The organism is Roseixanthobacter pseudopolyaromaticivorans, assembly GCF_043195145.2.
GTDB lineage: Bacteria > Pseudomonadota > Alphaproteobacteria > Rhizobiales > Xanthobacteraceae > NCEH01.
The window spans coordinates 3,931,179-3,955,072 of the sequence record NZ_CM195539.1 but is presented as its reverse complement, the minus strand read 5'-3'; the positions used below and the strand labels follow the sequence as shown (position 1 = coordinate 3,955,072).

Genomic DNA, 23,894 nt, shown 5'->3' with positions numbered 1-23,894 from the left:
TTGAGGAGACATGCATCATGGTGGCATGCTGCGGCGAACGGGGGCAGGTTCGAGTACCCGGATGGGCGAAGCGAGCGACGAAGACCTCATGGCGCGCGTCGCCCGAGGGGATGCGGCAGCTTTCCGTGTGCTCACCGCGCGTTATGCGGTGCGCGCCGTTGCCCTCGCACGCCGCTTCCTCGGCAATTCCGCCGATGCGGAGGACATCGTCCAGGATGCCTTTCTGCGGGTCTGGCGCGCGGCCCCACGCTGGCAGCCGACCGCCGCGTTCGGAACCTGGTTTTATCGCATCGTCGTCAATCTGTGCCTCAACCACCGGCGCCGCCGGGATTTCGCGCCGCTCGACGATGCGGCGGAGATCGCCGATCCGGCACCCGACGCCCTCGCCGGCCTGGCCCGTGGGGCCGAGGACCGCGCGCTCGCCCGGGCCATCGCCGAGCTGCCGGAGCGGCAAAGGGCGGCCGTGCTGCTTACCTATTGGGAAGGGCTGTCCAATGCCCGCACCGCGGAAATCCTCGACGCCTCGGTTTCCGGCGTCGAGACCTTGCTGGTCCGAGCCCGGCGCGCACTGCGTGCCCGGCTCGGCCCGCAGCTTGGGGAGGAATGAAGAATGACCCATGACGAGTTCGAGCATCTGCTCGTCGCGCACGGGGCCGACATCTCACTTTGGCCCGCGCCGGCGCGCCGGCGCGCCCTGGACTTGATGGCGCGCGATGGTTCGGTGGCCGTCCTGCTCGCCAGTCATGCGGCGCTCGACACGCGCCTCGCGCGCGACGTGGCGGCCGGGCCGGTGGCGCAGGATGTTGCGGCCGGCGGGCGGATCGCCACGCGCCTCGCGGCGCTGCCGCTGCCGAAGCAGGATGCGCGGGCGCCGGTGCGATGGCTGCCCTCCTGGCTGCTGGCGCTGGATCTGCGCCCCGCATGGCCGAGCATCGCCGCGCTGGCGGGCATGGCTGTTCTCGGCTTTCTCGCCGGGTTCAACGTGGTCAATCCCACCCTGTTCGACCAGGCGATGGCGGTCGGCGCCCATCCGCAGGTCAGCGCCGACCTCAGCACCATCGTGTTCGAGCCCGGCCCGGTCGAGGAAAGCGCGTTGTGAACGGAGGCGCGATCAGCATGGGCCTGTTCCAGCCGAGGCGGCTGCTTCTGGTGGCCTCCCTCGCCCTGAACCTGTTCTTCATCGGCCTCGCGGTGGCCGTGGCGATCCAGGAGACGCGCGAGCGCGCGGCGAGCCCGGCGCCGGTGGCGCTCGACCGCAGTCCGGCGGCGCGCATCGACCGGCTCGCGGCGGCGCTGCCGCCGGCGGACGCGCAGGCGCTCAAGGCCCGGTTCCAGGGCGCGCTCGGCACCATCGACGCCGCGCAGGCGGCCTCGCGTGCGGCGCAGGACAAGGTGCGCGCGGCCTTGACCGCCGAGCCGTTCGAGACCGCCGCCGCCGATGCCGCCCTGATGCAGCTGCGGGAGGCGCGCCGTGGCCTGTGGCGCGCGCTGCACGCGGTGATCGTCGGAGCCGCCGGCGACATGTCAGCGGAAGGTCGCGCGCGGCTCGCGAGCTGGGTTCCCCCCGAGGACGGCGATCGCAACGCCTCGTCCGAACCACAATCAAGGTGATGATGCGGGGCGCGAGCGCTCTGCACTCCCAAGCTATCTGGTGTCCCAATGAACGACCCCCGCCCGTTGCGTGATTTGCGCGGCGAACCCATCAGTCTCGCACCCGAGGCGGCGCCCAAGCGCCGCCGCTGGTTTCCCTGGTCGTTCCTCGTGTTCCTGGCCCTGCTGGCGCTCGTGGGGGCCGGCTTCCTGATCCGCCCGCAGGAGACAGCCAAGCCGGGCGGCCGCAACGGCCTGGCCGGCATGCCCGTGCCGGTTGCGACCGCGCTCGCGCAGACCGGCAGCATGCCGGTGACGCTCACCGCCCTCGGCACTGTGACGCCGCTCACCACCGTGACCGTGAAGACGCAGATCAGCGGCCGCCTGATCAATCTGTTCTTCACCGAAGGACAGGAAATCCAGGCCGGCGCGCCGCTCGCGGAAGTCGATCCGCGGCCCTACGAGGCCGCGCTGAAGCAGGCGCAGGGCCAGCTTGCCCGCGACCAGGCACAGCTGAAGAACGCCCAGCTCGATCTCAACCGCTACAGCCAGCTGGTGGCCAAGAACGCGGCCTCCCAGCAGCAGGTCGATACCCAGCAGGCGCTGGTGCAGCAATATCAGGGCACGGTGGAGATGGACGAGGCGCAGGTGCGCACCGCCGAGCTGAACCTCGAATATTGCCACATCACCGCGCCGGTCACCGGCCGCGTCGGCCTGCGGCTCGTGGACCGGGGGAATTATGTCCAGGCGGGCGATTCCACCGGCATTGCCGTCATTACCCAGATCAAGCCCATCACCGTGCTGTTCTCCTTGCCCGAGGACAAGGTGCCCCAGGTGCTGAAGCGGCTGAACTCCGGCGCCGACCTGCCGGTGGTGGTCTATGACCGCAACCGCCGCGCCGCCCTCGCCACGGGCAAGCTTGTGACCATCGACAACCAGGTGGACGTGACCACCGGCACGGTGAAGCTGAAAGCGCAATTCGACAATGCGGACGAGGCGCTGTTTCCGAGCCAGTTCGTGAACGTGGACCTGCTGGTGGACACGCTCACCAATGTCACCGTCATTCCCTCGGCGGCGGTGCAGCGCGGCGCGCCGGGCACCTATGTCTATCTGGTCCAGCCCGACAATACGGTGAGCGTGCGCAAGATCACGCTCGGTCCGTCCGACGCTAGTCGGATCGTCGTGACCCAGGGGCTCGCGGCGGGCGACAAGGTGGTGGTGGACGGGGCGGACAAGCTGCGCGAGGGCGCCAAGATCAGCGAGCCCGACGCGGCGGCCGGCGCCAAGCCGGGACCAGCCGCGGGCGAGGGATCGGAACGCCGCCAGCGCCGCAACCAGGAAAATCGAAACCAGGAAAATCGCGACCACGGCAAGGGTGAGGTCGCGGTTCCCGCCACGCCGGGGCCGGCTTCTCCGGCGACCGCGCCGGACGCATCCGCACCCGCCGCAAAGACGCCTGCAACCCCGCCGCCCGCCGGCACCGTGCCGGCTGTGGGGCCGAGCATCGTGCCGGATGCGGGTTCCGGCGCTGCGCCGGCGGCGGCGCAGGGTGGCGGCGCACCGCCGACCCAGGGCGGTGTGAAATGAGGCCGGCGCCGCCCGCGCGGCAGGTTGCGGTGCAGATGGTCGCGGTGCGGGAGGGCGCGGCGTGAATCCCTCCCAACCGTTCATCGTTCGGCCCGTCGCCACCTCCCTGCTGATGGCGGCGCTGCTGCTGGTCGGCATCGTGGCGTTCCGCTTCCTGCCGCTTTCCGCCTTGCCGGAGGTGGATTATCCCACCATCGCCGTGCGCACCTTCTATCCCGGTGCCAGCCCGGAGGTGATGACCTCCTCCGTGACGGCGCCGCTGGAGCGCCAGCTCGGGCAGATGCCGAATCTCAAGCAGATGTCCTCGGCCTCCTCGGCGGGCGCCTCGGTCATCACGCTGCAATTCGGGCTGGAACTGTCCCTGGACGTGGCCGAGCAGGAAGTGCAGGCGGCGATCAATGCCGCCGGCAACCTGCTGCCCTCCGATCTCCCGGCGCCGCCCATCTATGCCAAGGTGAACCCCGCCGACGCGCCGATCCTCACCCTGGCGGTGACCTCCAAGACGCTGGCGCCGACCGAGCTTCAGGACCTTGCCGACACGCGGGTGGCGCAGAAGCTGTCGCAGATCGCCGGCGTCGGCCTCGTGAGCCTGTCCGGCGGCCAGCGGCCGGCGGTGCGCATCCGCGCCAACCTCTCCGCGCTCGCCGCCTATGGCCTCAATATCGACGATCTGCGCACCAGCGTCGCCAATGCCAATGTGAACACGCCCAAGGGCAGTTTCGACGGCCCCATGCGGGCCTATTCGGTGAACGCGAACGACCAGATCCGCGATCCGGCGATCTATAGCGATCTCGTCATCGCCTATCGCAAGGGGGCGCCGGTGCGGCTCTCCCAGGTGGCGGAGGTGATCGCGGGGGCGGAGAACGACAAGCTCGCCGCCTGGATGAACACCACGCCGGCCATCATCCTCAACATCCAGCGCCAGCCGGGCGCGAACGTGATCGCCGTGGTGGACGAGATCAAGGCGCTGCTGCCGGAACTCACCGCCAACCTGCCGTCGAGCGTGGATGTCGCCGTGCTCACCGACCGCACCACCACCATCCGCGCCTCGGTGCGCGACGTGGAGCTGGAGCTGGTGCTCGCTTTGGTGCTGGTGGTGCTGGTGATCTTCGTGTTCCTGCGCGACATCCCCGCCACCGTGATCCCCAGCCTCTCGGTGCCGCTTTCCATCGTCGGCACCTTCGCGGTGATGTATCTGGCGGGCTTCTCGCTCAACAATCTCTCGCTCATGGCGCTGACCATCGCCACCGGCTTCGTGGTGGACGATGCCATCGTCATGATCGAGAACATCGCCCGCTATATCGAGATGGGGATGAAGCCGTTCGACGCGGCGCTGAAGGGCTCGGCGCAGATCGGCTTCACCATCGTCTCGCTCACCGTGTCGCTGATCGCGGTGCTGATCCCGCTGCTGTTCATGGCGGACGTGGTGGGCCGCCTGTTCCGCGAATTCGCCATCACGCTCGCGGTGACGATCCTGATCTCGGCCGTGGTCTCGCTGACCCTGGTGCCCATGCTGTGCGCGCGCCTGCTCAAGGCGCGGCCGGTGGAAGACGGCCCGCGCAAGCGCACCTGGTTCGACAGCGTGATCTCCGGCTACGGCGCCATGCTGCGCGTGGTGCTGCGCCACCAGGGCGCGACGCTTCTGGTGGCGGTGGCGACCCTCGGCCTGACGGTGGCGCTCTATGTGGCGATCCCCAAGGGCTTCTTCCCGGTGCAGGACACGGGGCTAATCTCCGGCGTCTCGGAAGGCCCGCAATCCATCTCCTATGCCGCCATGGCGGAACGCCAGCAGGCGCTGGCCGCCGCCATCCTGAAGGATCCCGACGTCTCCGCGCTCTCCTCCTTCATCGGCGCCGACGGCACCAACGCGACGCTCAACAGCGGCCGTTTCCTCATCGAGCTGAAGCCCAAGGGCGAGCGCACGGCCACCGTCTCTCAGGTCATCCGCCGCATCACGGCGGACGTGGCGCACCTGTCCGGCATCGCGCTCTATCTCCAGCCGGTGCAGGACCTCACGATCGACGCGACCTCGGGCCGGGGGCAATACACCTTCGTGCTCCAGGATACCGACCCGGCGGAGCTGTCGCTGTGGGTGCCGCGCCTGCTGGATCGCCTGTCCCGCAGCCCGGAACTCGCGGACGTGACCAGCAACCAGCAGGATCAGGGCCTTGCCGTGGACATCACGGTGGACCGCGACACCGCCGCAAGGTTCGGCATCACCATGGCGACCGTGGACAACGCGCTCTACGATTCCTTCGGCCAGCGCATCATCTCCACCATCTTCACCCAGACCAGCCAGTATCGCGTGATCCTGGAAGCCGATCCGAAGCTGCAAGCCTCGCTCAAATCCCTCGACACGGTCTATCTGCCCGGCTCGAACGGCGCGCAGGTGCCGCTGTCCGCCATCGCCACCATCACCGAGCGGCCGGCGCCCCTGCAGATCAGCCATCTCAGCCAGTTTCCGGCCGTGACGGTCTCCTTCAACCTCGCGCCCGGCGTGGCGCTCGACGCGGCGGTGGCGGCGGTGCAGCAGGCGGAGCGCGACATCGCCTTGCCGCCGAGCGTGGTCACCTCGTTCCAGGGCGCCGCGCTCGCCTTCCAGGCGGCGCTCGGCAACGAGCTGCTGCTGATCCTTGCCGCCATCGTCACGGTCTATATCGTGCTGGGCGTGCTCTATGAGAGCTACATCCACCCCATCACCATTCTCTCCACCTTGCCCTCGGCCAGCGTCGGCGCGCTGCTGGGCCTGATGGCCATGGGCGGAGAGCTCGACATCATCGGCATCATCGGCATCATCCTGCTGATCGGCATCGTGAAGAAGAACGCGATCATGATGATCGACTTCGCGCTCGATGCGGAACGCAACCAGGGCCTGCCGCCCGCCGAGGCGATCTACCAGGCCTGCCTGTTGCGCTTCCGGCCGATCCTGATGACCACCATGGCGGCGATCCTCGGCGCGCTGCCGCTGATGCTCGGCTCGGGCGCCGGCGCGGAACTGCGCCAGCCGCTCGGGGTGGCGATCGTCGGCGGCCTGGTGGTGAGCCAGGTGCTCACCCTGTTCACCACGCCGGTGATCTATCTCGCGTTCGAAAATCTGGCGCGGCGATTCAGCGGGCGGCCGCGCATGGCGGCGGAACCCGCGGAATGAACATCTCCGCGCCCTTCATCCGGCGCTCGGTGGCGACCACGCTGCTGACGCTGGGGTTTGCCGCGGCGGGGACGCTCGCCTTCTTCTTCCTGCCGGTCTCGCCGCTGCCGCAGGTGGACCTGCCGACCATCCAGGTCACGGCCTCCATGCCGGGGGCCAATCCCGAGACCATGGCCTCCACCGTGGCGACGCCGCTGGAGCGCCATCTCGGCCAGATCGCGGACGTTTCCGAGATCACCTCCACCAGCACGCTCGGCTCCACCCGCATCACCCTGCAATTCGGCCTCGACCGCGACATCGACGGCGCGGCGCGCGACGTGCAGGCCGCCATCAATGCGGCGCGGGCGGATCTGCCGGCGGCGCTGCGCAGCAATCCCACCTACCGCAAGGTCAATCCCGCCGACGCGCCGATCATGATCATGGCGCTGACTTCAAACACCCTGAGCCGCGGGCAGCTCTACGATTCCGCCGCCACCGTGCTGCAGCAGAAGCTCTCCCAGGTGAAGGGCGTGGGGCTGGTGACCATCGGCGGCTCCTCGCTGCCGGCGGTGCGGGTGGAGATCAATCCCCATGCGCTGTTCCAATACGGCATCGGGCTGGAGGACATCCGCGCCGCGCTCGCCTCGGCCAATGCCAATGCGCCGAAGGGGGCGATCGAGCAGGGCGACAAGCGCTATCAGATCTACACCAACGACCAGGCGCATGAGGCCGCCGCTTATCGCAATCTGGTGGTCGCCTATCGCAACGGCGCGCCGGTGCACCTGTCCGAGGTGGCGGACGTGGTGGATTCGGTCGAGAACGTGCGCAACGAGGGCCTCGCCAACGGCAGCCCCTCGGTGCTTCTGATCCTCTCGCGCGAGCCCGGCGCCAATATCATCGAGGCGGTGGAGCGCGTGAAGGCGGTGCTGCCGGAGCTGCGCGCCTCGATCCCCGCCGACATCGACCTGTCCATCGCCATGGACCGCACCGGCTCGATCCGCGCCTCGCTGCACGATGTGGAACGCAGCCTGGTTCTGGCGGTGATCCTGGTGGTGGGGGTGGTGCTGCTGTTCCTGCACGATCTGCGCACCGCGATCATTCCGAGCGTCGCGGTGCCGGTGTCGCTCGTCGGCACATTCGGCTTCATGTACCTGCTGGGCTACAGCCTGGATAATTTCTCCCTCATGGCGCTCACCATCGCCACCGGCTTCGTGGTGGACGATGCCATCGTGGTGCTGGAGAACGTGACGCGCCACGTGGAAGCGGGCATGACGCGCATGGAGGCGGCGCTGCTCGGGGCGAAGGAGGTTGGCTTCACCGTCCTCTCCATGAGCCTGTCGCTGATCGCGGTGTTCATCCCGATCCTGCTCATGGGCGGCATCGTCGGGCGCTTCTTCCGCGAATTCGCGGTCACGCTCTCCATCACCATCCTGGTCTCGCTGGTGGTGTCGCTGACGCTGACGCCGATGATGTGCGCGCGGCTCATCTCCCCGCCCTCGAAGAAGCCGCCGGGCCGCATCGGCCGCATGGGGGCGCGGATGTTCGGCGCGGTGCTGTCGGGCTATGATGTGACGCTCGGCTGGGCGCTGCGCCATCGCCTGTTCGTGCTGGTCATTCTCGTCGCCACCGTGGCGCTCAACGTGCACCTGTTCACGGTGGTGCCGAAGGGCTTCTTCCCCCAGCAGGATATCGGCCAGATCATGGGCGGCATCCAGGCCGATCAGAGCATCTCGTTCCAGCTCATGCGGGAGAAGCTCGGCCGCTTCGTCGATATCGTCAAGGCCGACCCGGCGGTGGATACCGTGGTGGGCTATACCGGCGGGGCGCAGACCAATTCGGGCTATCTGTTCATCGCCCTGAAACCGCTGGAGCAGCGCGACGCCTCCGCCGACCAGGTGATTGCGCGCCTTCGCCCCAAGCTCGCCAAGGTGCCGGGCGCGACCTTGTTCCTCCAGGCCATGCAGGACGTGCGCGCCGGCGGGCGGCAGAGCAACGCGCAATATCAATACACGCTGCAAAGCGACGATCTCGACCTGCTGCGCGAATGGACGCCGAAGATCACGGAAGCTCTGCGTTCGGTGCCGGAAATCGCCGACGTGAATTCCGACACCCAGGAAAAAGGCCTGGAAATCGACCTCAAGATCGACCGCGACACCGCCGCCCGGCTGGGGCTCTCCATGGCCCAGATCTCGAACACGCTCTATGACGCGTTCGGCCAGCGGCAGGTCTCCACCATCTACGCGCCGCTGAACCAGTATCACGTGGTGATGGAGGTGGCGCCGTCCTATTGGCAGGACCCGCGCACGCTCGATGACATCCGCATCTCCACCTCCGGCGGCGCGCTCGCGGGCAGCGCCTCCACGGCGGCGGTGGCGGCAGTTGCGGCGGTGTCCACCCAGCTCACGGGCTCGGCCGATGCGCTGTCGGCGGACGCGGTGCGCAACGCCAATACCAACCGCATCGCCAACACCACGAAATCGGGCGCCTCCACCGGGGCCGCGGTCAGCACCAAGTTCAATCTCTCGGTGCCGCTGTCCGCCTTCGCCACCTTCGGCCCCGGCACCACGCCGCTGGCGGTGAACCACCAGGGCCTGTTCGCGGCCAGCACGCTCTCGTTCAATCTCAAGCCCGGCATCACGCTGGGCGAGGGGCTGGCGGCGATCAACCGGGCCATGGTGCAGCTCGGCGTTCCCGCGAGCATCCACGGCACCTCGCAGGGCACGGCGAAGCTGTTCCAGCAATCGCTGGGCACCCAGCCGCTGCTGATCCTGGTGGCGCTGCTGAGCGTCTATCTGGTGCTCGGCATCCTGTACGAGAGCTTCGTGCACCCGCTCACCATCCTGTCCACCTTGCCGTCGGCGGGGGTGGGGGCGGTGCTGGCGCTGATCGTGTGCAAGAGCGAGTTCAGCCTGATCGCGCTGATCGGCGTGATCCTGCTGATCGGCATCGTGAAGAAGAACGCCATCATGATGGTGGATTTCGCCCTGGAGGCAGAGCGTGCGCGCGGCCTCTCGCCGGAGGCGGCGATCCGCGAAGCGTGCCTGCAGCGCTTCCGGCCCATCCTCATGACCACGCTCGCGGCGATCTTCGGCGCCGTGCCGCTGGCGCTCGCGTCAGGCACGGGGGCCGAACTGCGCCAGCCGCTGGGCATCACCATCATCGGCGGGCTCATGGTGAGCCAGATCCTGACGCTCTACACCACCCCGGTGGTCTATCTGCTGCTCGACCGCCTGCGCCGCCGCCCGGCCGCCGCGCGGGGCGCAGAACCCGGCTCCGCTGCCCCGCCGCTGGCCCCGGCGGAATAGGATCGCGCACGGGCGCCCGCGTGCATTTCAGGCTTGACCTTGGCCGTGCTTAACCTTCCGTTACGCGCGGGCCGGCAGGACCGGTTCGCCGTCTTTGAAGGAAAGCCCATGAGAGGAATAGTCCGTCCCCTCGCCTGCGTCCTGTTCCTTGCGGCCGCGCTGCCTGCTGTCGCCGATGCGCTCGGCGATTATGTCGCCGCCCGCGACACGGCGATCGCCGCATCGCTCGCCGCCGCCAAGGCGGGCAAGAGCGGGGATGCGGCGGTGGTCAAGCGCGAGGAGGCCGCCCTCAAGGATCTGGGCAAGCGCCTCGCGACCGCCCTCGGCCCGCTCAAGTTCAAGGGCCTGGGTGCGCCGAACTACACGCTCTTCACCCTCACCTATGACGAGAGCAGTCCGACCCGCCTGCTCGACGGGCTGGCCTTCGCGAACAAGGATGTCAGCACCCGCCTCGTCGTCACGCCCGAGAGCGTGTTCCAGCCCTGGCTGGTCGCGCGCGCCAAGGACGACGGGGCGCCCGCCGCGCTCGCCGGCGGCGTGAAGCCGGCCGTGGCCACCGCTGAATTCTTCCAGAATGCGCTCGCCTTCGACGGCGGTTATTACCAGCCCTATGTGGACCTGCCGGTGGCAGCGGCGCCCGGGGAAACCGCGCTCGCGGTGCTCGGCCTCCAGGCCGATGAGCCGCCCGGCAATATCGCCCCCAACCAAATCGCCATCGTGCGGATCGCCGACGGCAAGGCCATGATCGGCCTGACCATGGTGAAGCTGGACATCAAGCCCCTCGCGGCCTGCGAGGCGATCTGGAAGCCCTACAAGACCAAGGCCGAGGCCCTGCAGAAGGCGATCGAAAAGGACAATAAGAGCGAGGATCCGCGCTGGGAGGAGCTGACCCGCATCAATGACGCGGGCTCGCAGGCCTTCCGCGTCTGCTTCGCCAAGGAAGCGCCGGCGCAGCCGTTCTTCCCCGTGGCGGTGAAGCGCGCGGACGCCCTGCTCGACATCGCCCGCGGCAAGTGAAGGGCATTGGGTGACGTGTCGGCCCCGGCGGCCGCGTGTGACCGTTGGTCGGCCTGCGCACCTCGGGCGGCCGTCATTTGCACGGCGCTCCAGCACCGTACATACCGTAGAGGAAATGGTTTGCCGACCACGTAGACAACAAAAAAGCCCCGCTGACGCGGGGCTTCCTGTCTCAGCTATGCTCCGGGGCCGGAGTACATCCGTCCGTTCCCCAAGTCGCCGTTTCCGGCGCCACCGCTGAGGTCTGAAGGTGTAGAGGATTATTGCGGCAAGAGGAAGGCGTCTCCTTTCGCAGATGCATCCAATATGGACGGACCGGCCCGAAAGTCTTGCCCCGCCTCGATCTTCAGCGATTGCAGGCGTGCCGTCCGGGCCGGCGCGGGAACCAGCCCCGTGCAAGGTCACGTGCCCAGGATCGAATGCGGAGCGTCTCGCGGCGCGCCGGGACGAACACGTCCGGCGCGCGCGGGCGGAAGAAGGCATCGCATTCATGGGCAGGCAGCAAAGGGCACGGGCGGCGCAGGGCAGGCCGCAGGCGCGGGTGGGCGCGATGGCCTCCGCCCTCGGGCTGATGGTACGCGCCCGCACGGCGCAGCAATCCGGCGACGGCGCGGGCGCCGAGGCGCTGTATCGGCAGGCGCTCGCCCTCGATCCCAAGCAGGCCGGCGCCTGGATCGGCCTCGCGGCGGTCCAGGTGGCGAAGCCCGATCCGCGTGCCGCCCACGAGACCCTGCGCGCCGCCATGGCGCGGGGCGTGCTGGTCGCCGAACATCTGGGGCAGGCGGCCATCGCCGCCTATCGCGAAGGTCGCGATGCCGATGCCCTCGCCTTGCTGGAAGCGGCCTGCGCGGCCAAGCCGGGCCTTGCCGCGCTTCATGCCGACCGGGGCCTGGTGCTGTTCGAGATGCGCCGCCTTGCGGAGGCGGTGGCGGCCTTCAATGCCGCGCTCGCGGCCGATCCCAACCATGCGGAGGCCTATATCAATCTCGGCAGCATCTGTGCCGAGAGCCGGCAGGTGCAGCAGGCGATCCAATTCTTTCGCCAGGCGCTGCGGCTGCGGCCGCAGGATCCGGTGGCGCTCTACGGCCTTTCGATCCAGCGTCGCCATGCCTGCGAATGGCGCGGCAGCGCGGCGGAGGAGGCGGAGCTGACGCGCGTGCTCGCCTCGACCGGCGCCCGCACCGGCCCGTTCATGCGCCTCGCCGCCCGCGTTCCCGCCCAGGAGCATCTGCGCGCCGCGCGGGTCTGGGCCCGGGGCGTGCGGGTGAAGGCGGAAGATATCCTGCCCCCGTTGCACGCGGTGCCTGAGCCCGGCCGGCGCATCCGCGTCGGCTATCTCTCCCGCGACCTGTTCGCCCATGCCACGGCGTTTCTGGCGGTGGAACTGTTCGAGCGGCACGACCGGGCGCGGTTCGAAACCTTCGCCTATTCCTACGGCCCCGACGACGGCTCGCCCATGCGGCGCCGGCTGGTGGACGCATTCGACCATTTCGTCGAGGTGGGCGCCCTCAGCAATGCGGAGGCGGCGCGCCGCATCCGCGCCGACGGCATCGACATCTTGGTGGATCTGAAGGGCTACACCTTCGGCTGCCGCACCGAAATCATGGCCCTGCGCCCCGCGCCGGTGCAGGTGAATTATCTCGGCTATCCCGGCACCATGGGCGCGCCGTTCATCGATTACATCATCGGCGACGCCTTCGTGACCCCGCTCGAGGCCGCCGATCTCTATGACGAGAAGATCGTCCAGCTGCCCGGCACCTATCAGCCCAACGACAGCCGCCGCGCCATCGCCGCGCAGGTGCCCTCGCGTGCCGCCTGCGGCCTGCCCGAGAGCGGCTTCGTCTTCTGCTGCTTCAACAATACCTACAAGATCACGCCCGATGTCTTCGCCGTGTGGATGCGCCTGCTGGCGGCGGTGCCGGGATCGGTGCTCTGGCTGTTCGAGGCCAATGACGCGGCACGGGACAATCTGCACTATGAGGCGGGGATGTTCGGCGTCGACCCGAGCCGCATCATCTTCGCGCCGCGCGCCGAGCTGGCGGACCATCTGGCGCGCCATCGCCACGCCGACCTGGTTCTCGATACCTTGCCCTACAATGCCCACACGACGGCCAGCGATGCCCTCTGGGCCGGGGTGCCGCTGGTGACCTGCGCGGGGGAGAGCTTCGCCAGCCGGGTCGCCGGCAGCCTGCTGCATGCGGTGGGCCTGCCGGAGCTCGTCACCCACACGCTGGCAGAGTACGAGGCGCTGGCCCTGGCGCTCGCGCGCGATCCGCAGCGGCTGGCCGACCTGCGCGCCCGCCTTGCCGCCAACCGCGCCAATGCCGATCTGTTCGACGCCACCCGCTATGCCCGTGGGCTGGAGGCGGCCTATGCGCGGATCCACGCCTTGCGCTGCGCCGGCCAGCCGCCGGAGGCCATAAGGATTACGCCCGAGGCGATGAGCATCCCACCGCAGGTGTGAGGCGCTCGCCGGCGGCTCCGGCCTCCCCGTAAGCGGCTCCGGCCTCGCCGGACGGGTGAAACCGCGCGTTCGCCGAAGTCTTGGGCGAACGTTCGCCCGAAATGCCGGTTTCGTCCGCCGCCATGGCGCGGAGAAGCGCCACGAAACCCCTGCTCGTCTGCGCTAACTCATTGTTTCACGTGAAACATTTTGCGGCAGAATCGAGCATCCGCGCCGCTCACAGGCGGCGCAGGAAGCCGTCCGGGGCCGCCGTGATGGCGAGCTTGTGCTCCAGAACCTTGTCGATTTCGAACCGCAGCCGTTCCCCGTCGTCGGCGTGGCGGGGATCATTGTCCAGCCGCCGCAGATAGTCCCACACGGCGGTCTTGGGATTGTCGCCCTTGCCCCAGGGCCGGTCCGCGCACATGTCGGCGGGCAGATCCTCCACCCCGGTGTCCCACACCACCACATAGGAGCCTTGCGAGACCATGGGGGCGTAAAGCTCCAGTTCGCTGAGCACATGCGCGTGGGTGTGGTTGGAATCGAGGAACACCATCACCGTTTCGGCCTGCGCCGCTGCCCCCCGGATGCGCGCAACGATGCCGTCGTCGATGGATGAGCCCTCGATCATCTCGATTTTGCGGGCGAGCGGGTGTGCCGCGATGCCGGCGCGATTGTGCGGGCGGATGTCGATGTCGACGCCGATCACCTTGCGCCCGCCGGCGCGCGGATCAAGCGGCGTGCCGCGCTCCATCGCCTCGCAATAGTCGATCAGCGCCAGCATGGAGGCGCTGAGGATGAGCGAGCCGCCATGCGCGATGCCGGTCTCGATCACGAGGTCCGGCTTCACCCGCCAGATCAGCTCCTGGATCGCATAGGTGTCCTGCGGCACCTGGATGATGGGGCGGCCGAGCCAGGTGAAATTCTGCGCGTAATTGTGCCGGATGCATTCGCGCACCCAGATGTTGGACAGGCCGAGAAAATCACGGTCGGCGCCGATGCCGGCGATGTTGCCGGCGACGTATTTGGCGAAGGTCTGGTCCGGCGTCATGTCGGCGAGCCTTTGTGTGGGGGCGTGCATCTGGAGTGGTCTGCTTGCGTGTCGGAGGTCAGCGCCGGGTGGCGTGGATGTCCCACCAGCGGGTGCGTGGGGCGAGGCGGGTGCCGGAGCGGTCCCGTACGGTGCGCGCATAGACCGAATGCATGTCCCACCGGCTCAGCCATTGGCCGGGAAGCGCGCGGCCGAACGGGCCGGACGAGCCGGGCGGGAATTTGTATCCGATCGCATCGTCATGAAGTTCGTGGACCGTGGACTGGTCCAGCAGCTTGAAGCCGTCGTATCCGGCGGCTGCCAGCATCTCGATATATTCGAAGCCGAAGCGGCAATCCTCGACGCTCACATAGAGCGGCTTGATGAGCTGCCGCCCGAGCTGGGACAGAATCTCCTTGTCCGCCCCCTCGACGTCGATCTTCAGATAATAGGGAATCCCGAAACGGTCGAAAATCTGGCCGAGGGTCAGCGCTTCCACCTGGATGGCATGGCAGGCGCTGTCCTCGCGGCCGGCCCAGCCCTTGTCCATGCTGCTCCAGTGGTCATTGTGCTCATTGATGAAGAAGCTCACGTGGCCGGCCTTTCCGGCCACCGCATTGGGCAGGATGGTGACCTGCTTCGCGGCGATCTCGGTGGCGAAACGCTTGGTTGCGGCGGCGACCAGGGCGGGGTTCGCTTCCACCGCCACCACGTTGAAACCCTTGGCCAGATAATAGGCGGTATCGTCGCCATTGTTCATCCCGAGATCCATGATGAACCGGCTGTCACTCACGAAGATGCTCATTTGTGCAGGTATTCCTTGGGCAGGGCATAGATCACGGCGCCGGTGCCGCACCAGGCGTGGGTGCGCATGAGCAGCTCGTAGTTTTCAAGGTTCGCGGCCAGCCACGAGGGGGTGCGGGCGAGGCCGTCGGCATTGTGATAGACGGTCACCGCGACCGCCGGGCGGTGGCGGCGCAGGGTCTCGCGCGCGCCTTCGAGCGCCGCCAGCTCGCCGCCTTCCAGATGCAGCTTCACATAGGTCGGATCGAGGCCGAGGGCGTCGATGGGAAGGCACTCGCGCTGGGACTGGCCGGTGGACGAAATCTGCGAGGCGTAGCCCAGCCCCTCATGGAAGGGCACGCTCTCGCGCCGCGCGCCGACCACATGGCCGAGCACGTGAACGCGGGCGCGTACCCGCCCGTCCAATCCCGCCACGAAAGCGCGCAGAACGGCGGCGTTGGCGGAGTCCGGCTCGATCGCCCATACCGCGGAAACCTGTCCGCGCACCTGCTCGATCAGGCGCGCCGTGACGCTGCCGTGATGGGCGCCGCCGTCCAGGAAGCGTGCGCCCGCCCGCAGCGCCGCGGCGAGTTCGGGAATGAAGAAGCGCGTGGCGGGAACGACCGGCGCACCGGCGAAATCCCATTCCTCCCGGGCCATGTGCCAGGCGGCGAAGCGCAGGTAATGGGCGCGCGAGGCGTCGTCGGCGAACCGCTCCAATGCGGTGGCGGCCGCGGCAAAGCCGGCAAGATCCAGCGGGCCGCTGAACCAGCCATTGCTCAGCGGGTGGCGGTCGCGAAAGGCCTCCGCCACGTCATAGAATGGCACGCAGGCCGCCCAGCCCTGCTGCGCCAGCTCCGCCTGGATCGGTGTGTAGGGCATGTTTGCGATGGAGACCGCGAGCACCGTCTCGCGACGGACGTGCGGCGCCACGTCCTCGGGCGAAAGGATGCTGAGGCCGTGCCAGTCGGGGTCGGCGAGATGGCGCGCGGCGTCCGCATCGACGATGAAGGCGATGGGCTGGCCCATGGCGTCGAGATGCTGGCGCGCCAGCTTGCCGAGATTGCCGGCGCCATAAAGCGCCAGCGGCCGGCCGTCGCGTTTCACCGGGCGGGGCGGGATGGCGCGGGCATTGAGATGTTGAAGCAGGGCCATGGCGGACCGCCGGTCCGGCACGGCATCGAAGCGGCGGGCGCGCACCGGGCAGGGCGTGGGCGCCCGCGCGCCGTCCGCACCCATGTTGGGAAAGGCGGTCATGATGCCGCCGCCGGATGCGCGCGCGCCGCGCCGGGCGCGAGATCGCGCAAATGCATTGAAACACTCATGCCCGCTCCTCCTGCCGCGTGTCCGCGCGCCGGGCGTTTTCCGCCTGTCCGCGCCTTTGACAAAAGCGTGCAACACGATGCTTTCGCCGGGCTTGTGGCCTGGGCGAAGCGCGAGGACAGCCTGGCGCAATGAACCGCTGATTGAGTGCCGCCATCCTTCGGCATGGGCCGGAACAACAGGCTAAAGCGCTGGCGCGGCGCGGTTCGGCATGTCCGTGTCCGCCGCGCAACCAGGCGGCTTCAGCCTCGGGTGGGTGGAGAGGTCATGAAGGCACAGGTCAAGCCGCGCATTAATCTGGAGGGCCGCACGGCCCTGGAAACGGTGATTCCGCTTGCCACCCCGTTCGTGGTGTTCGTGGACCCCGCGAGCGCGTGCAATTTCCAGTGCACTTTCTGCCCCACCGGCCATCGCGACCTGATCCGCGAGACCGGCCGCTACCAGGGCGCCATGAAGTTTGAGGTCTTCACCAAGATCATCGACGACCTGGGCGCCTTCGACGACAAGATCAAGGTCCTGCGGCTGTACAAGGACGGCGAGCCGTTCCTGAACCGGCGCCTCGCCGACATGATCGCCTATGCCAAGGCGAGCGGGCATGTGGACTATATCGACACCACCACCAACGGTACCTTCCTCTCGCCCGAGCGGCTCGCGCCGGTGATCGCGGCGGGCCTCGACAAGATCAACATCTCGGTCGACGGCATGACGGGCGAGCAATACCGGCGCTTCACCGGGTTCGATTTTGATTTCGAGGCCTTCGTCGAAAATGTGAAATGGCTCTATGCCAACAAGGGCCAGTGCGAGGTCGTGATCAAAATCCCCGGCGAACTGATTACCGACGCGCAGCGGGCTGAATTCTACGACACGTTCGGCGATCATTGCGACCGCATCTTCATCGAGAATTTCGCGCCCTGCTGGCCGGAATTCGACGTGGAAGCGCGCAGCGGCGTCAAAATCACCGGTGGCATCTACCAGCAGCCGGTCGGCAAGACCGACACCTGCCCCTACATCTTCTACGGCTATTCGGTGAATGCGGACGGGCAGGTCAGTTCCTGCTTCCTCGATTGGGGCCGCAAGCTGGTGATCGGCGACGTGCGCCAGGCTTCCATGAAGGAGATCTGGACCTCGGATAAGATGAACGCGCTGCGCCTCCAGCATCTGGAGGGCAAGCGGTGCGACAACGGCGTATGCCACAGCTGCGGCCAGCTGAGCCACTGCCTGCCGGACAATATCGACGCCCATCGCCAGCAGATTCTGGAGACCTTCAAAGCCCAGGTGAAAGTGAACCCCGCTGTCGCGGCTCCCGGCGGTTTGCCGGCCCGCCTGCCGGCGGCGGCGGAATGAACATCTTCCACATCGCTCCCCATCTGGGGGGCGGCGTGGGGAAGGCCCATGCCGCGCTGGCCGAAGCGGCCCGCGGCTTTGGGGGGGCTGGTGGTGCGGAGGTCGACCTGCACCATTTCGCTTTGCTGGAACCCCCGCGCGATGCCCAGTTCGTGGAGCGCGTGCGCGCCGCCGGCTGCACCGTCACCCTGGCGCCGGAGCCACGTGAACTCGCCCGCCTGGTGGCGCGCGCCGATATCGTGCAGGTGGAATGGTGGAACCATCCGCGGCTCTATGCCCTGCTGGCTTCCAACACTCTGCCGGCCATGCGCCTGGCGCTGTGGGTGCATATTTCCGGCCTGGCGCCGCCCTTGATCCCGTCCCGGCTCGCGGAACTCGCGGACAAGGTGCTGTTCACCTCACCCTGTTCGCTGAAAGCGCAAACCCTCGCCGCCGCCATCGCGGCGCGGCCGGGGGCGTTCGGCGTGGTGAACAGCGGGTTCGGCTTCGACGCCCCGCCGCGCCCGCGCCAAGCGGCCCCAAAGGTGCGGATGGGCTATCTCGGCACGCTCGATTTCATCAAGATGCACCCGTCGTTCTTCGACATGGTCGATGCCGTGACGGACGATATCCAGATGTCGCTCTGGGGCACGCTCGATCCCGCCGGCGAGGTGGCCGCGCGGGCCGCGGCAATGCGGCATCCCGAGCGTATACGGCTTGAAGGCTATGCATCCGACCCGCGCGCGGTCCTCGGTGCGCTGGACCTGTTTCTCTATCCCCTGAACCCGCACCATTACGGCACTGGCGAGAACGCGCTGGTGGAAGCCATGTCGATGGGCGCCGTGCCTCTGGTCTGGGACAATCCCGCCGAGCGGACCATCGTCTCGCACGGCCGCAACGGCTTCGTTGTGGGCAGTGTCGAAGCCGGTGCGGCGTTGATCGACTGGGCCTGTTCCGAGCCGCAGCGGCTGCTGCGCATGGGTATGACGGGTGCGCGGGACATGGCGCGCAGCCATACGCCTGAGGTGTCCGTGGCCGCTTTCGCGGAGCACTATTGCGATCTGATGCGGGTTCCGCCGCGCCGCCGCGATTTCGCAGCGCGCCTCGGCACCGATGCGCGTGCCTGGTTCCTGTCTTCGGTGCGGACGGATGCGGCGGAGGCGTGCGTGGCGAGTCGGCGGTTCTTCGGCGATACGGCCGCAAAGGGCACGGCGGGCCATTTCCGTGACTGCTTTCCCGGCGACCCGAGCCTCGACGGGCTGCCTCTTCTTTAGATCGACGCGGCCCCAGCCTTGACGGGCCCGCGTCCATAGCGCCGGGTGCCGCGGCTCTAACCGATCTCGATCCCGCCCAGAAGCTCGCGCTCGCTGACGATCAGCCCCGGCATGTACCCCTCATCGAGGAAGCCTTGGCGCGCCGCCTCGTTGCGCAGGAAGACAAGGCTGCTCTGCTTGGCCTTGTCGCTGAGATTCGGCACTGCGGGACTCACAAGAATACGACGCTCCAGCCCCATCTCGCGCAGCAGGCTGCCGACCGACTGGCCGTCCTCCACCCCCTCGAGCTGGATGCGGTCCAGTCCGGCGATGCCGTTGGCGAGCCGCGCCAGGGTCTGGGCGAGAATAAGCAAGGGCAGCTTGTCCACCTGATCGACGGAGGCCACCTGGGAGGGGTCGAGATAATGGATGCGGCAGATCAGTTCGTAGGCCCGCAGGAAATCACCGCGACCCAGCCAGAGCCGCAGCGCCACCCGCATGCGGGTCTCGATGAAGATGTCGATCATATCTCGGAACGCGCGCTTGTTCTCCAGGCTCAGCGTCGCGCCGGAGCGGCGGAGCAAGACATAGACGAGATATTCCAGGCCGCCGCGATAGCTGTCCCAATCGGTCATGGCCTGTTCGTGGCCGGCCTGGGTGCGCTGGGGCGCCACGGGGCTTGCGGTGACCGAGCGATAATAATGCTTGCGGCGGAACGCCACCGGCCCGTGCTGCACCACATGGGCGAGATAGCTGAACGCCCAATAGCAGAAGCGCGCCTCGCTGGAGATGTCGCGCACCGCGTCGGCGCGATAGATCACGGTTTCCGGGAAGATGTGGTTGTCGATGATGTGGCCGAGCAGGTCCAGTTCCTGGCCCGGATGAATGACGAAATCCTCCGGCAGGTCGAAGAACATGCGTCCCGGCTGCTTGGTGACGTCGTCATAGAGTTCCCAAGGCGTATAGCAGGCGCGGATTTCGGGATTCGCCAGCAGATAGGCGATGGTTTCGCCAAGCGCCTCCACGTCGATCAGGTCGTCGTCGGCGAGATACATGACATAGCGCCCCCGCGCGCGGCGAAAAGCGGTGAGAAGGTTGGGCAGGCCGCCCTTGTTCTCGTCTTGCCGGAAATAGCAGAGGGCGAGGCCGGCTTCCTGATGCCTGGCCACCACCTCCGCTGTCTCATCGCTCGAGGCATTGTCCGAGACCACGATCTCGAAGCTGAAGCCGAACGCGCACTCACGCGCCAGGCTGCTCAGCAGATAATCCAGGAACGGGGCGCGGTTGTAGGTGGGGATGCACAGGCTGAGCGTCGGCTGATCGCACATGCCCGCGTGCGTGTGCGCAACGGCCGTCAGGTTGCGGGCGGGAAAGTTCATGGGTGGAGCTCCGATGCCGAGGCATCCTTGGAGGAGATGACGCGCGGGGCGGCGGGCCAAGCGATGGCGAAGGCCGGGTCGTCCCACCGGTACGTGCGGGCAAGTTCGGCGTCGTAGCTCTGGGACATCTGGTAAAAGACCTCGCAGCCCGGCTCCAAGGTCAGGAAGCCATGCGCGCAGCCTTCGGGAATATAGATCGCGTTCCGGCGGGCCGCGTCCAGTTCGCACGCGGTCCAGGCAAGATATGTCGGGGAAGCGGGGCGCAGGTCCACGACCACGTCGAATATCCGTCCGCGCGTGGCGCGCACCAGCTTCGCCTCGCCCTTCGGCTCCGCCTGCAGGTGCAGGCCGCGAAGCGTTCCAAGATGGGGGTTCCAGGAGGTGCTGGCCTCAGGGAAAGACGTCGCGAGCCCGTGCGCGGCGAAGGTGTCGGCGCAGAAGGTGCGGGCGAACAAGCCGCGGGCATCGGTGCGCGGGCTCACATGCACCTGCATGACGCCGGAGATGGATGTGTGAGAAATTCTCATGGCAGCACCGCCAGGTCCGGCACCGCGACCACGAAACGTCCGCCCCAGTCGCGCACCATGGCGTTCGCGGCCATCACTTCATCCTTGATATTCCAGGGCAGGATCAGCACGAAGTCGGGCTTCGTCTGCGCAAGCCTTTCCGGCGCATGGATCGGCAGGTGGCTGCCGGGAAGAAGATGGCCCTGCTTGTGGGGATTGCGGTCCACCACATAGTCGATCTGGTCCGGGCCGACCCCACAGAAGTTCAGCAACGTATTACCCTTGGCTGCGGCACCATAGGCCGCGACGTGCTTGCCGGCGGCGTGTGCCTGATCGAGGAAGGCGTGGAGCGCCGTGCGGATCGGCGCGATGCGGTTCTGGAAACCGTCGTAGACCGCGTCCGCGTCCAGTCCCGCCTGGGCTTCGTCGGCACGCACCTTGGCCACCCCCGGCGTCTCGGCATGGGCATGGGAGGCTGCGTGGCAGGCGAGCACCCGCAGGCTGCCGCCATGGGTCGGCAATTCCTGCACGTCGAAGACTTTCAGCCGGTGGGCGGCGAAGATCTTCTCCACCGCCAGCAGCGACAGGTAATAGAAATGCTCGTGGTAGATGGTGTCGAACTGCACGCTCTCGATCAGCCGCAGCAGGTGCGGGAATTCGACGCTGACCACCCCATCCGCCTTCACCAGCCGTGCCAGGCCGGCGACGAAATCATTGATGTCCGGCACGTGGGCGAGCACGTTGTTGGCGACCAGCAGGTCGGCGCGATAACCGCGCGCGGCAAGGCCGACCGCCGCATCGGCGCCGAAGAAGCGGGTCTCCGTGGGCACGCCCGCTGCCCGCGCCGCCTGCGCCACGTTCGCAGCCGGTTCGATGCCGAGGGCGGGAATGCCGGCGGCGATGAAATGGCGCAGCAGGTAGCCATCGTTGCTCGCCACCTCGACCACTTGCGACGTGCGGGTGAGGCCGAAACGCGCGGTGGCAAGGGCGGCGAAGCGCTGGGCATGGGCGACCCAGCTATCGCTGTAGGAGGAGAAATAGGCGTAGTCGCTGAAGATCTCCTTCGGCTCCACGAAGGCATCCGCCTGCACCAGCCGGCAGGTCGGGCAAACGCTGGCGCGCAGCGGATAGCGCGCTTCCTTCGAGCCGCGCCGGCTTTCCGGCACGTACGCGTTGGCCAGCGGCATTTCTCCGAGGTCGACGAAGCGTTGGCGCAGGGGCGTGTCGCAGAAGCGGCAATGTCCGGGGGTCATGGGCGGAGGTCCTCATAACGGGCGATCTGCGCGAGGCAGAAGGCGCGCATGTCGGCGCCTTCGGTCTGGGCGCGGTACCACTCGGCGGTCCAGGTCAGCGTGTCCTGCATGGACAGCAGCGGCTGCCAGCCGAGGGTGCGCGCGGCGAGGTCGGAGTGAAGGCGCAACGCATCCGCCTCGGGGGGATGGTTGGCGCCGTCGCGAGTCCAGGGCAGGGGGCGTCCAAATGCGGCGCCGAGCGCGTCCGCCACTTGCGCCACGGTTGCGAAGCTTTCCGGATAGGGGCCGAAATTCACCGCAGGCGGCGCATCCCGCGGCCGCTCCACCAGCACTTGCGCGAGGGCGAGATAGCCGCTCAGCGGCTCCAATACATGCTGCCAGGGGCGCACGGATGCGGGATAGCGCAAGCGGATGGGTTCGCCCGCCTGCAGCGCGCGAACAAAATCCGGCACGAGGCGATGGGCCGCCCAGTCGCCGCCGCCCACCACATTGCCCGCCCGTGCGGTGGCAAGCGCCGGGCCCGACGCCTTGAAGAAGCTCTCGCGGAAGCTGGCGGCCACGAGTTCTGCACACGCCTTCGAGGCGCTGTAGGGGTCCTTGCCGCCCAGCCGGTCGTCTTCCGCGAACGGCGTTCCGGCGCCGTCATTGGCGTAGACCTTGTCGGTGGTCACGACCACCACGGCCTCGACGCCCTGCGTGTCGCGCACGGCAGCGAGCAGATTGGCGGTGCCCATGACGTTGGTCGCGAAAGTGTCCTCCGGCGCCGCATAGGACTGGCGCACCAGAGCCTGCGCCGCGAGATGGAACACCACCTGCGGGCGCGCCTTTGCGACGAGCTCCGCAAGCGGGCGCGCCGCGCACACGTCGCCATGATAATGCGCCTGCCCGTCCCATGGGGCGAGCAGGTCGTAAAGCGCGGGCGATCCCTCCGCCGGGAGGGCGATGGCGCTGACCTTCGCGCCGAGCTTCTCCAGCCACAGGCAGAGCCACGCGCCCTTGAAGCCGGTGTGCCCGGTGACGAGCACCCGGCGGCCGTTCCAGAAGTCGCTCACGGCCACACCTTCCAGGGCGCCTCGCCCGAAGCCCAGAGCTCGTCGAGATGCATGCGCTCGCGCAGCGTATCCATGGGGCGCCAGAAGCCGTCATGGGGATAGGCGGCGAGCTGGCCGCGCTCCACCAGGGCCTCCAGCGGGGCATTTTCCCAACTGGTATCGTCGCCCTCGATCAGGTCCAGAACCTCGGGCTGCAGGACGAAGAAGCCGCCGTTGACCCGCTGGTTGTTCGCCGTCGGCTTCTCCACGAAGGCCGAGACGCGCGCCCCTTCCAGATTGACCGCGCCGAAGCGGCCCGGCGGCGCCACCGCGCACATGGTGGCAAGCAGGCCGTGTTGGCGATGGAAGGCGATCTCGGCGGCGATATCCACGTCGCCCACACCGTCGCCATAGGTCATGCAGAAGGGTTCGCCGGGATCGAGATAGTCGCGGACCCGCTTCAGGCGGCCGCCGGTCATGGTGTCGAGCCCGGTGTCGACGATGCTTACGCGCCAATCGGGCTTGGTGCACTGGTGGTAATGGATCTTATGCTGCGCGAGATCGACCGTGATATCGGAATGGTGCAGCACCAGATTGGCGAAATATTCCTTGATCTGATAGCCCTTGTAGCCCGCGCAGACGATGAAGTCCTTGCAGCCGTAATGGGCGTAGATGCTCATGATGTGCCAGATGATCGGCTTTTCGCCGATCTCCACCAGGGGCTTGGGGCGCACGCTGGTTTCTTCCGCGAGGCGCGAGCCGCGGCCGCCGGCGAGGATGACGACCTTCATCGCGCCCCGCCCCGGCCCGAACCCGGTGTGCCGGTTCGGCCTTCAGCCTTGGTCCGCCAACTCTTGGAAATCACGTGCATCTGGGCATCCGCCAGTCGTTCGATCGAATGACGGAGTGCACTTAAGGGCGGTTTGCTTGCGCGGGGCTGGAGC

Annotated in this window: 18 protein-coding genes; 10 read left to right on the top strand and 8 right to left on the bottom strand. The window is 67.9% G+C overall.

Annotation, left to right across the window (positions count from 1 at the left end):
* Positions 1 to 61: 61 nt before the first annotated feature.
* From V5F68_RS18625 to V5F68_RS18590, 8 genes are all read left to right on the top strand, one after another.
* Positions 62 to 607: a sigma-70 family RNA polymerase sigma factor gene (locus V5F68_RS18625; protein ID WP_509274560.1), complete on the top strand. Its 546-nt coding sequence runs from the start codon at positions 62 to 64 to the stop codon at positions 605 to 607.
* A 3-nt stretch (positions 608 to 610) separates the two neighbouring features.
* The gene (locus V5F68_RS18620) at positions 611 to 1,099 is read left to right on the top strand and encodes a hypothetical protein (RefSeq protein ID WP_394015684.1); all 489 of its coding nucleotides are present in this window, start codon (positions 611 to 613) and stop codon (positions 1,097 to 1,099) included.
* Positions 1,096 to 1,611 carry a periplasmic heavy metal sensor gene (locus tag V5F68_RS18615; RefSeq protein ID WP_394015685.1) on the top strand — a complete coding sequence of 172 codons (516 nt, stop codon included), beginning with the start codon at positions 1,096 to 1,098 and terminating at the stop codon, positions 1,609 to 1,611. Before V5F68_RS18620 ends, V5F68_RS18615 begins: the two co-directional genes overlap by 4 nt.
* Before the next feature lie 48 nt (positions 1,612 to 1,659).
* Complete coding sequence (locus V5F68_RS18610) at positions 1,660 to 3,177, top strand: MdtA/MuxA family multidrug efflux RND transporter periplasmic adaptor subunit (RefSeq protein WP_394015686.1); 1,518 nt, start codon at positions 1,660 to 1,662, stop codon at positions 3,175 to 3,177.
* A gap of 61 nt (positions 3,178 to 3,238) precedes the next feature.
* Positions 3,239 to 6,325 (top strand): MdtB/MuxB family multidrug efflux RND transporter permease subunit, encoded by a 3,087-nt coding sequence (locus V5F68_RS18605; protein ID WP_394015687.1) that lies wholly within the window; start codon positions 3,239 to 3,241, stop codon positions 6,323 to 6,325.
* The gene (locus V5F68_RS18600) at positions 6,322 to 9,609 is read left to right on the top strand and encodes an efflux RND transporter permease subunit (RefSeq protein ID WP_394015688.1); all 3,288 of its coding nucleotides are present in this window, start codon (positions 6,322 to 6,324) and stop codon (positions 9,607 to 9,609) included. Before V5F68_RS18605 ends, V5F68_RS18600 begins: the two co-directional genes overlap by 4 nt.
* A 108-nt stretch (positions 9,610 to 9,717) precedes the next feature.
* On the top strand, positions 9,718 to 10,626 hold the full coding sequence (locus tag V5F68_RS18595; protein ID WP_394015689.1) for a hypothetical protein: 909 nt from the start codon (positions 9,718 to 9,720) through the stop codon (positions 10,624 to 10,626).
* A 550-nt stretch (positions 10,627 to 11,176) separates the two neighbouring features.
* Entirely contained in the window at positions 11,177 to 13,090 is a 1,914-nt protein-coding gene (locus V5F68_RS18590) for an O-linked N-acetylglucosamine transferase, SPINDLY family protein (protein ID WP_394015690.1), read from the top strand.
* 217 nt (positions 13,091 to 13,307) lie between these two features.
* Here the strand turns inward: V5F68_RS18590 and V5F68_RS18585 are convergent, their stop codons facing one another.
* The 3 genes from V5F68_RS18585 to V5F68_RS18575 are packed head-to-tail and all read right to left on the bottom strand — an operon-like array spanning position 13,308 to position 16,139.
* Positions 13,308 to 14,120, bottom strand: coding sequence for a cephalosporin hydroxylase family protein (locus V5F68_RS18585; RefSeq protein ID WP_394015784.1), 813 nt, complete (start codon positions 14,118 to 14,120; stop codon positions 13,308 to 13,310).
* A 58-nt stretch (positions 14,121 to 14,178) separates the two neighbouring features.
* The gene (locus tag V5F68_RS18580; protein ID WP_394015691.1) at positions 14,179 to 14,904 is read right to left on the bottom strand and encodes an FkbM family methyltransferase; all 726 of its coding nucleotides are present in this window, start codon (positions 14,902 to 14,904) and stop codon (positions 14,179 to 14,181) included.
* Positions 14,901 to 16,139, bottom strand: coding sequence for an FkbM family methyltransferase (locus V5F68_RS18575; protein ID WP_394015692.1), 1,239 nt, complete (start codon positions 16,137 to 16,139; stop codon positions 14,901 to 14,903). Before V5F68_RS18575 ends, V5F68_RS18580 begins: the two co-directional genes overlap by 4 nt.
* A 333-nt stretch (positions 16,140 to 16,472) precedes the next feature.
* Between V5F68_RS18575 and V5F68_RS18570 the strand changes: the two genes are divergently transcribed.
* Both V5F68_RS18570 and V5F68_RS18565 read left to right on the top strand, forming a co-directional pair.
* A complete protein-coding gene (locus tag V5F68_RS18570) occupies positions 16,473 to 17,549 on the top strand; it encodes a radical SAM/SPASM domain-containing protein (RefSeq protein WP_394015693.1) in 1,077 nt (358 codons plus the stop codon).
* A complete protein-coding gene (locus V5F68_RS18565) occupies positions 17,546 to 18,802 on the top strand; it encodes a glycosyltransferase (RefSeq protein ID WP_394015694.1) in 1,257 nt (418 codons plus the stop codon). Before V5F68_RS18570 ends, V5F68_RS18565 begins: the two co-directional genes overlap by 4 nt.
* Positions 18,803 to 18,858: 56 nt before the next feature.
* Here the strand turns inward: V5F68_RS18565 and V5F68_RS18560 are convergent, their stop codons facing one another.
* Genes V5F68_RS18560 through rfbF form a run of 5 tightly spaced genes read right to left on the bottom strand, consistent with a single transcriptional unit; the run spans position 18,859 to position 23,741 of the window.
* On the bottom strand, positions 18,859 to 20,160 hold the full coding sequence (locus V5F68_RS18560) for a glycosyltransferase family 2 protein (protein WP_394015695.1): 1,302 nt from the start codon (positions 20,158 to 20,160) through the stop codon (positions 18,859 to 18,861).
* Positions 20,157 to 20,687, bottom strand: a complete 531-nt coding sequence (locus tag V5F68_RS18555; RefSeq protein ID WP_394015696.1) for a dTDP-4-dehydrorhamnose 3,5-epimerase family protein — start codon at positions 20,685 to 20,687, stop codon at positions 20,157 to 20,159. The genes V5F68_RS18560 and V5F68_RS18555 overlap by 4 nt, the downstream gene beginning before the upstream one ends.
* Entirely contained in the window at positions 20,684 to 21,919 is a 1,236-nt protein-coding gene (locus tag V5F68_RS18550; RefSeq protein ID WP_394015697.1) for a methyltransferase domain-containing protein, read from the bottom strand. Before V5F68_RS18550 ends, V5F68_RS18555 begins: the two co-directional genes overlap by 4 nt.
* Positions 21,916 to 22,977, bottom strand: coding sequence for a CDP-glucose 4,6-dehydratase (gene rfbG / locus V5F68_RS18545; protein ID WP_394015698.1), 1,062 nt, complete (start codon positions 22,975 to 22,977; stop codon positions 21,916 to 21,918). Before rfbG ends, V5F68_RS18550 begins: the two co-directional genes overlap by 4 nt.
* Positions 22,968 to 23,741, bottom strand: coding sequence for a glucose-1-phosphate cytidylyltransferase (gene rfbF, locus V5F68_RS18540; protein WP_348843967.1), 774 nt, complete (start codon positions 23,739 to 23,741; stop codon positions 22,968 to 22,970). The genes rfbG and rfbF overlap by 10 nt, the downstream gene beginning before the upstream one ends.
* Positions 23,742 to 23,894 lie beyond the last annotated feature (153 nt).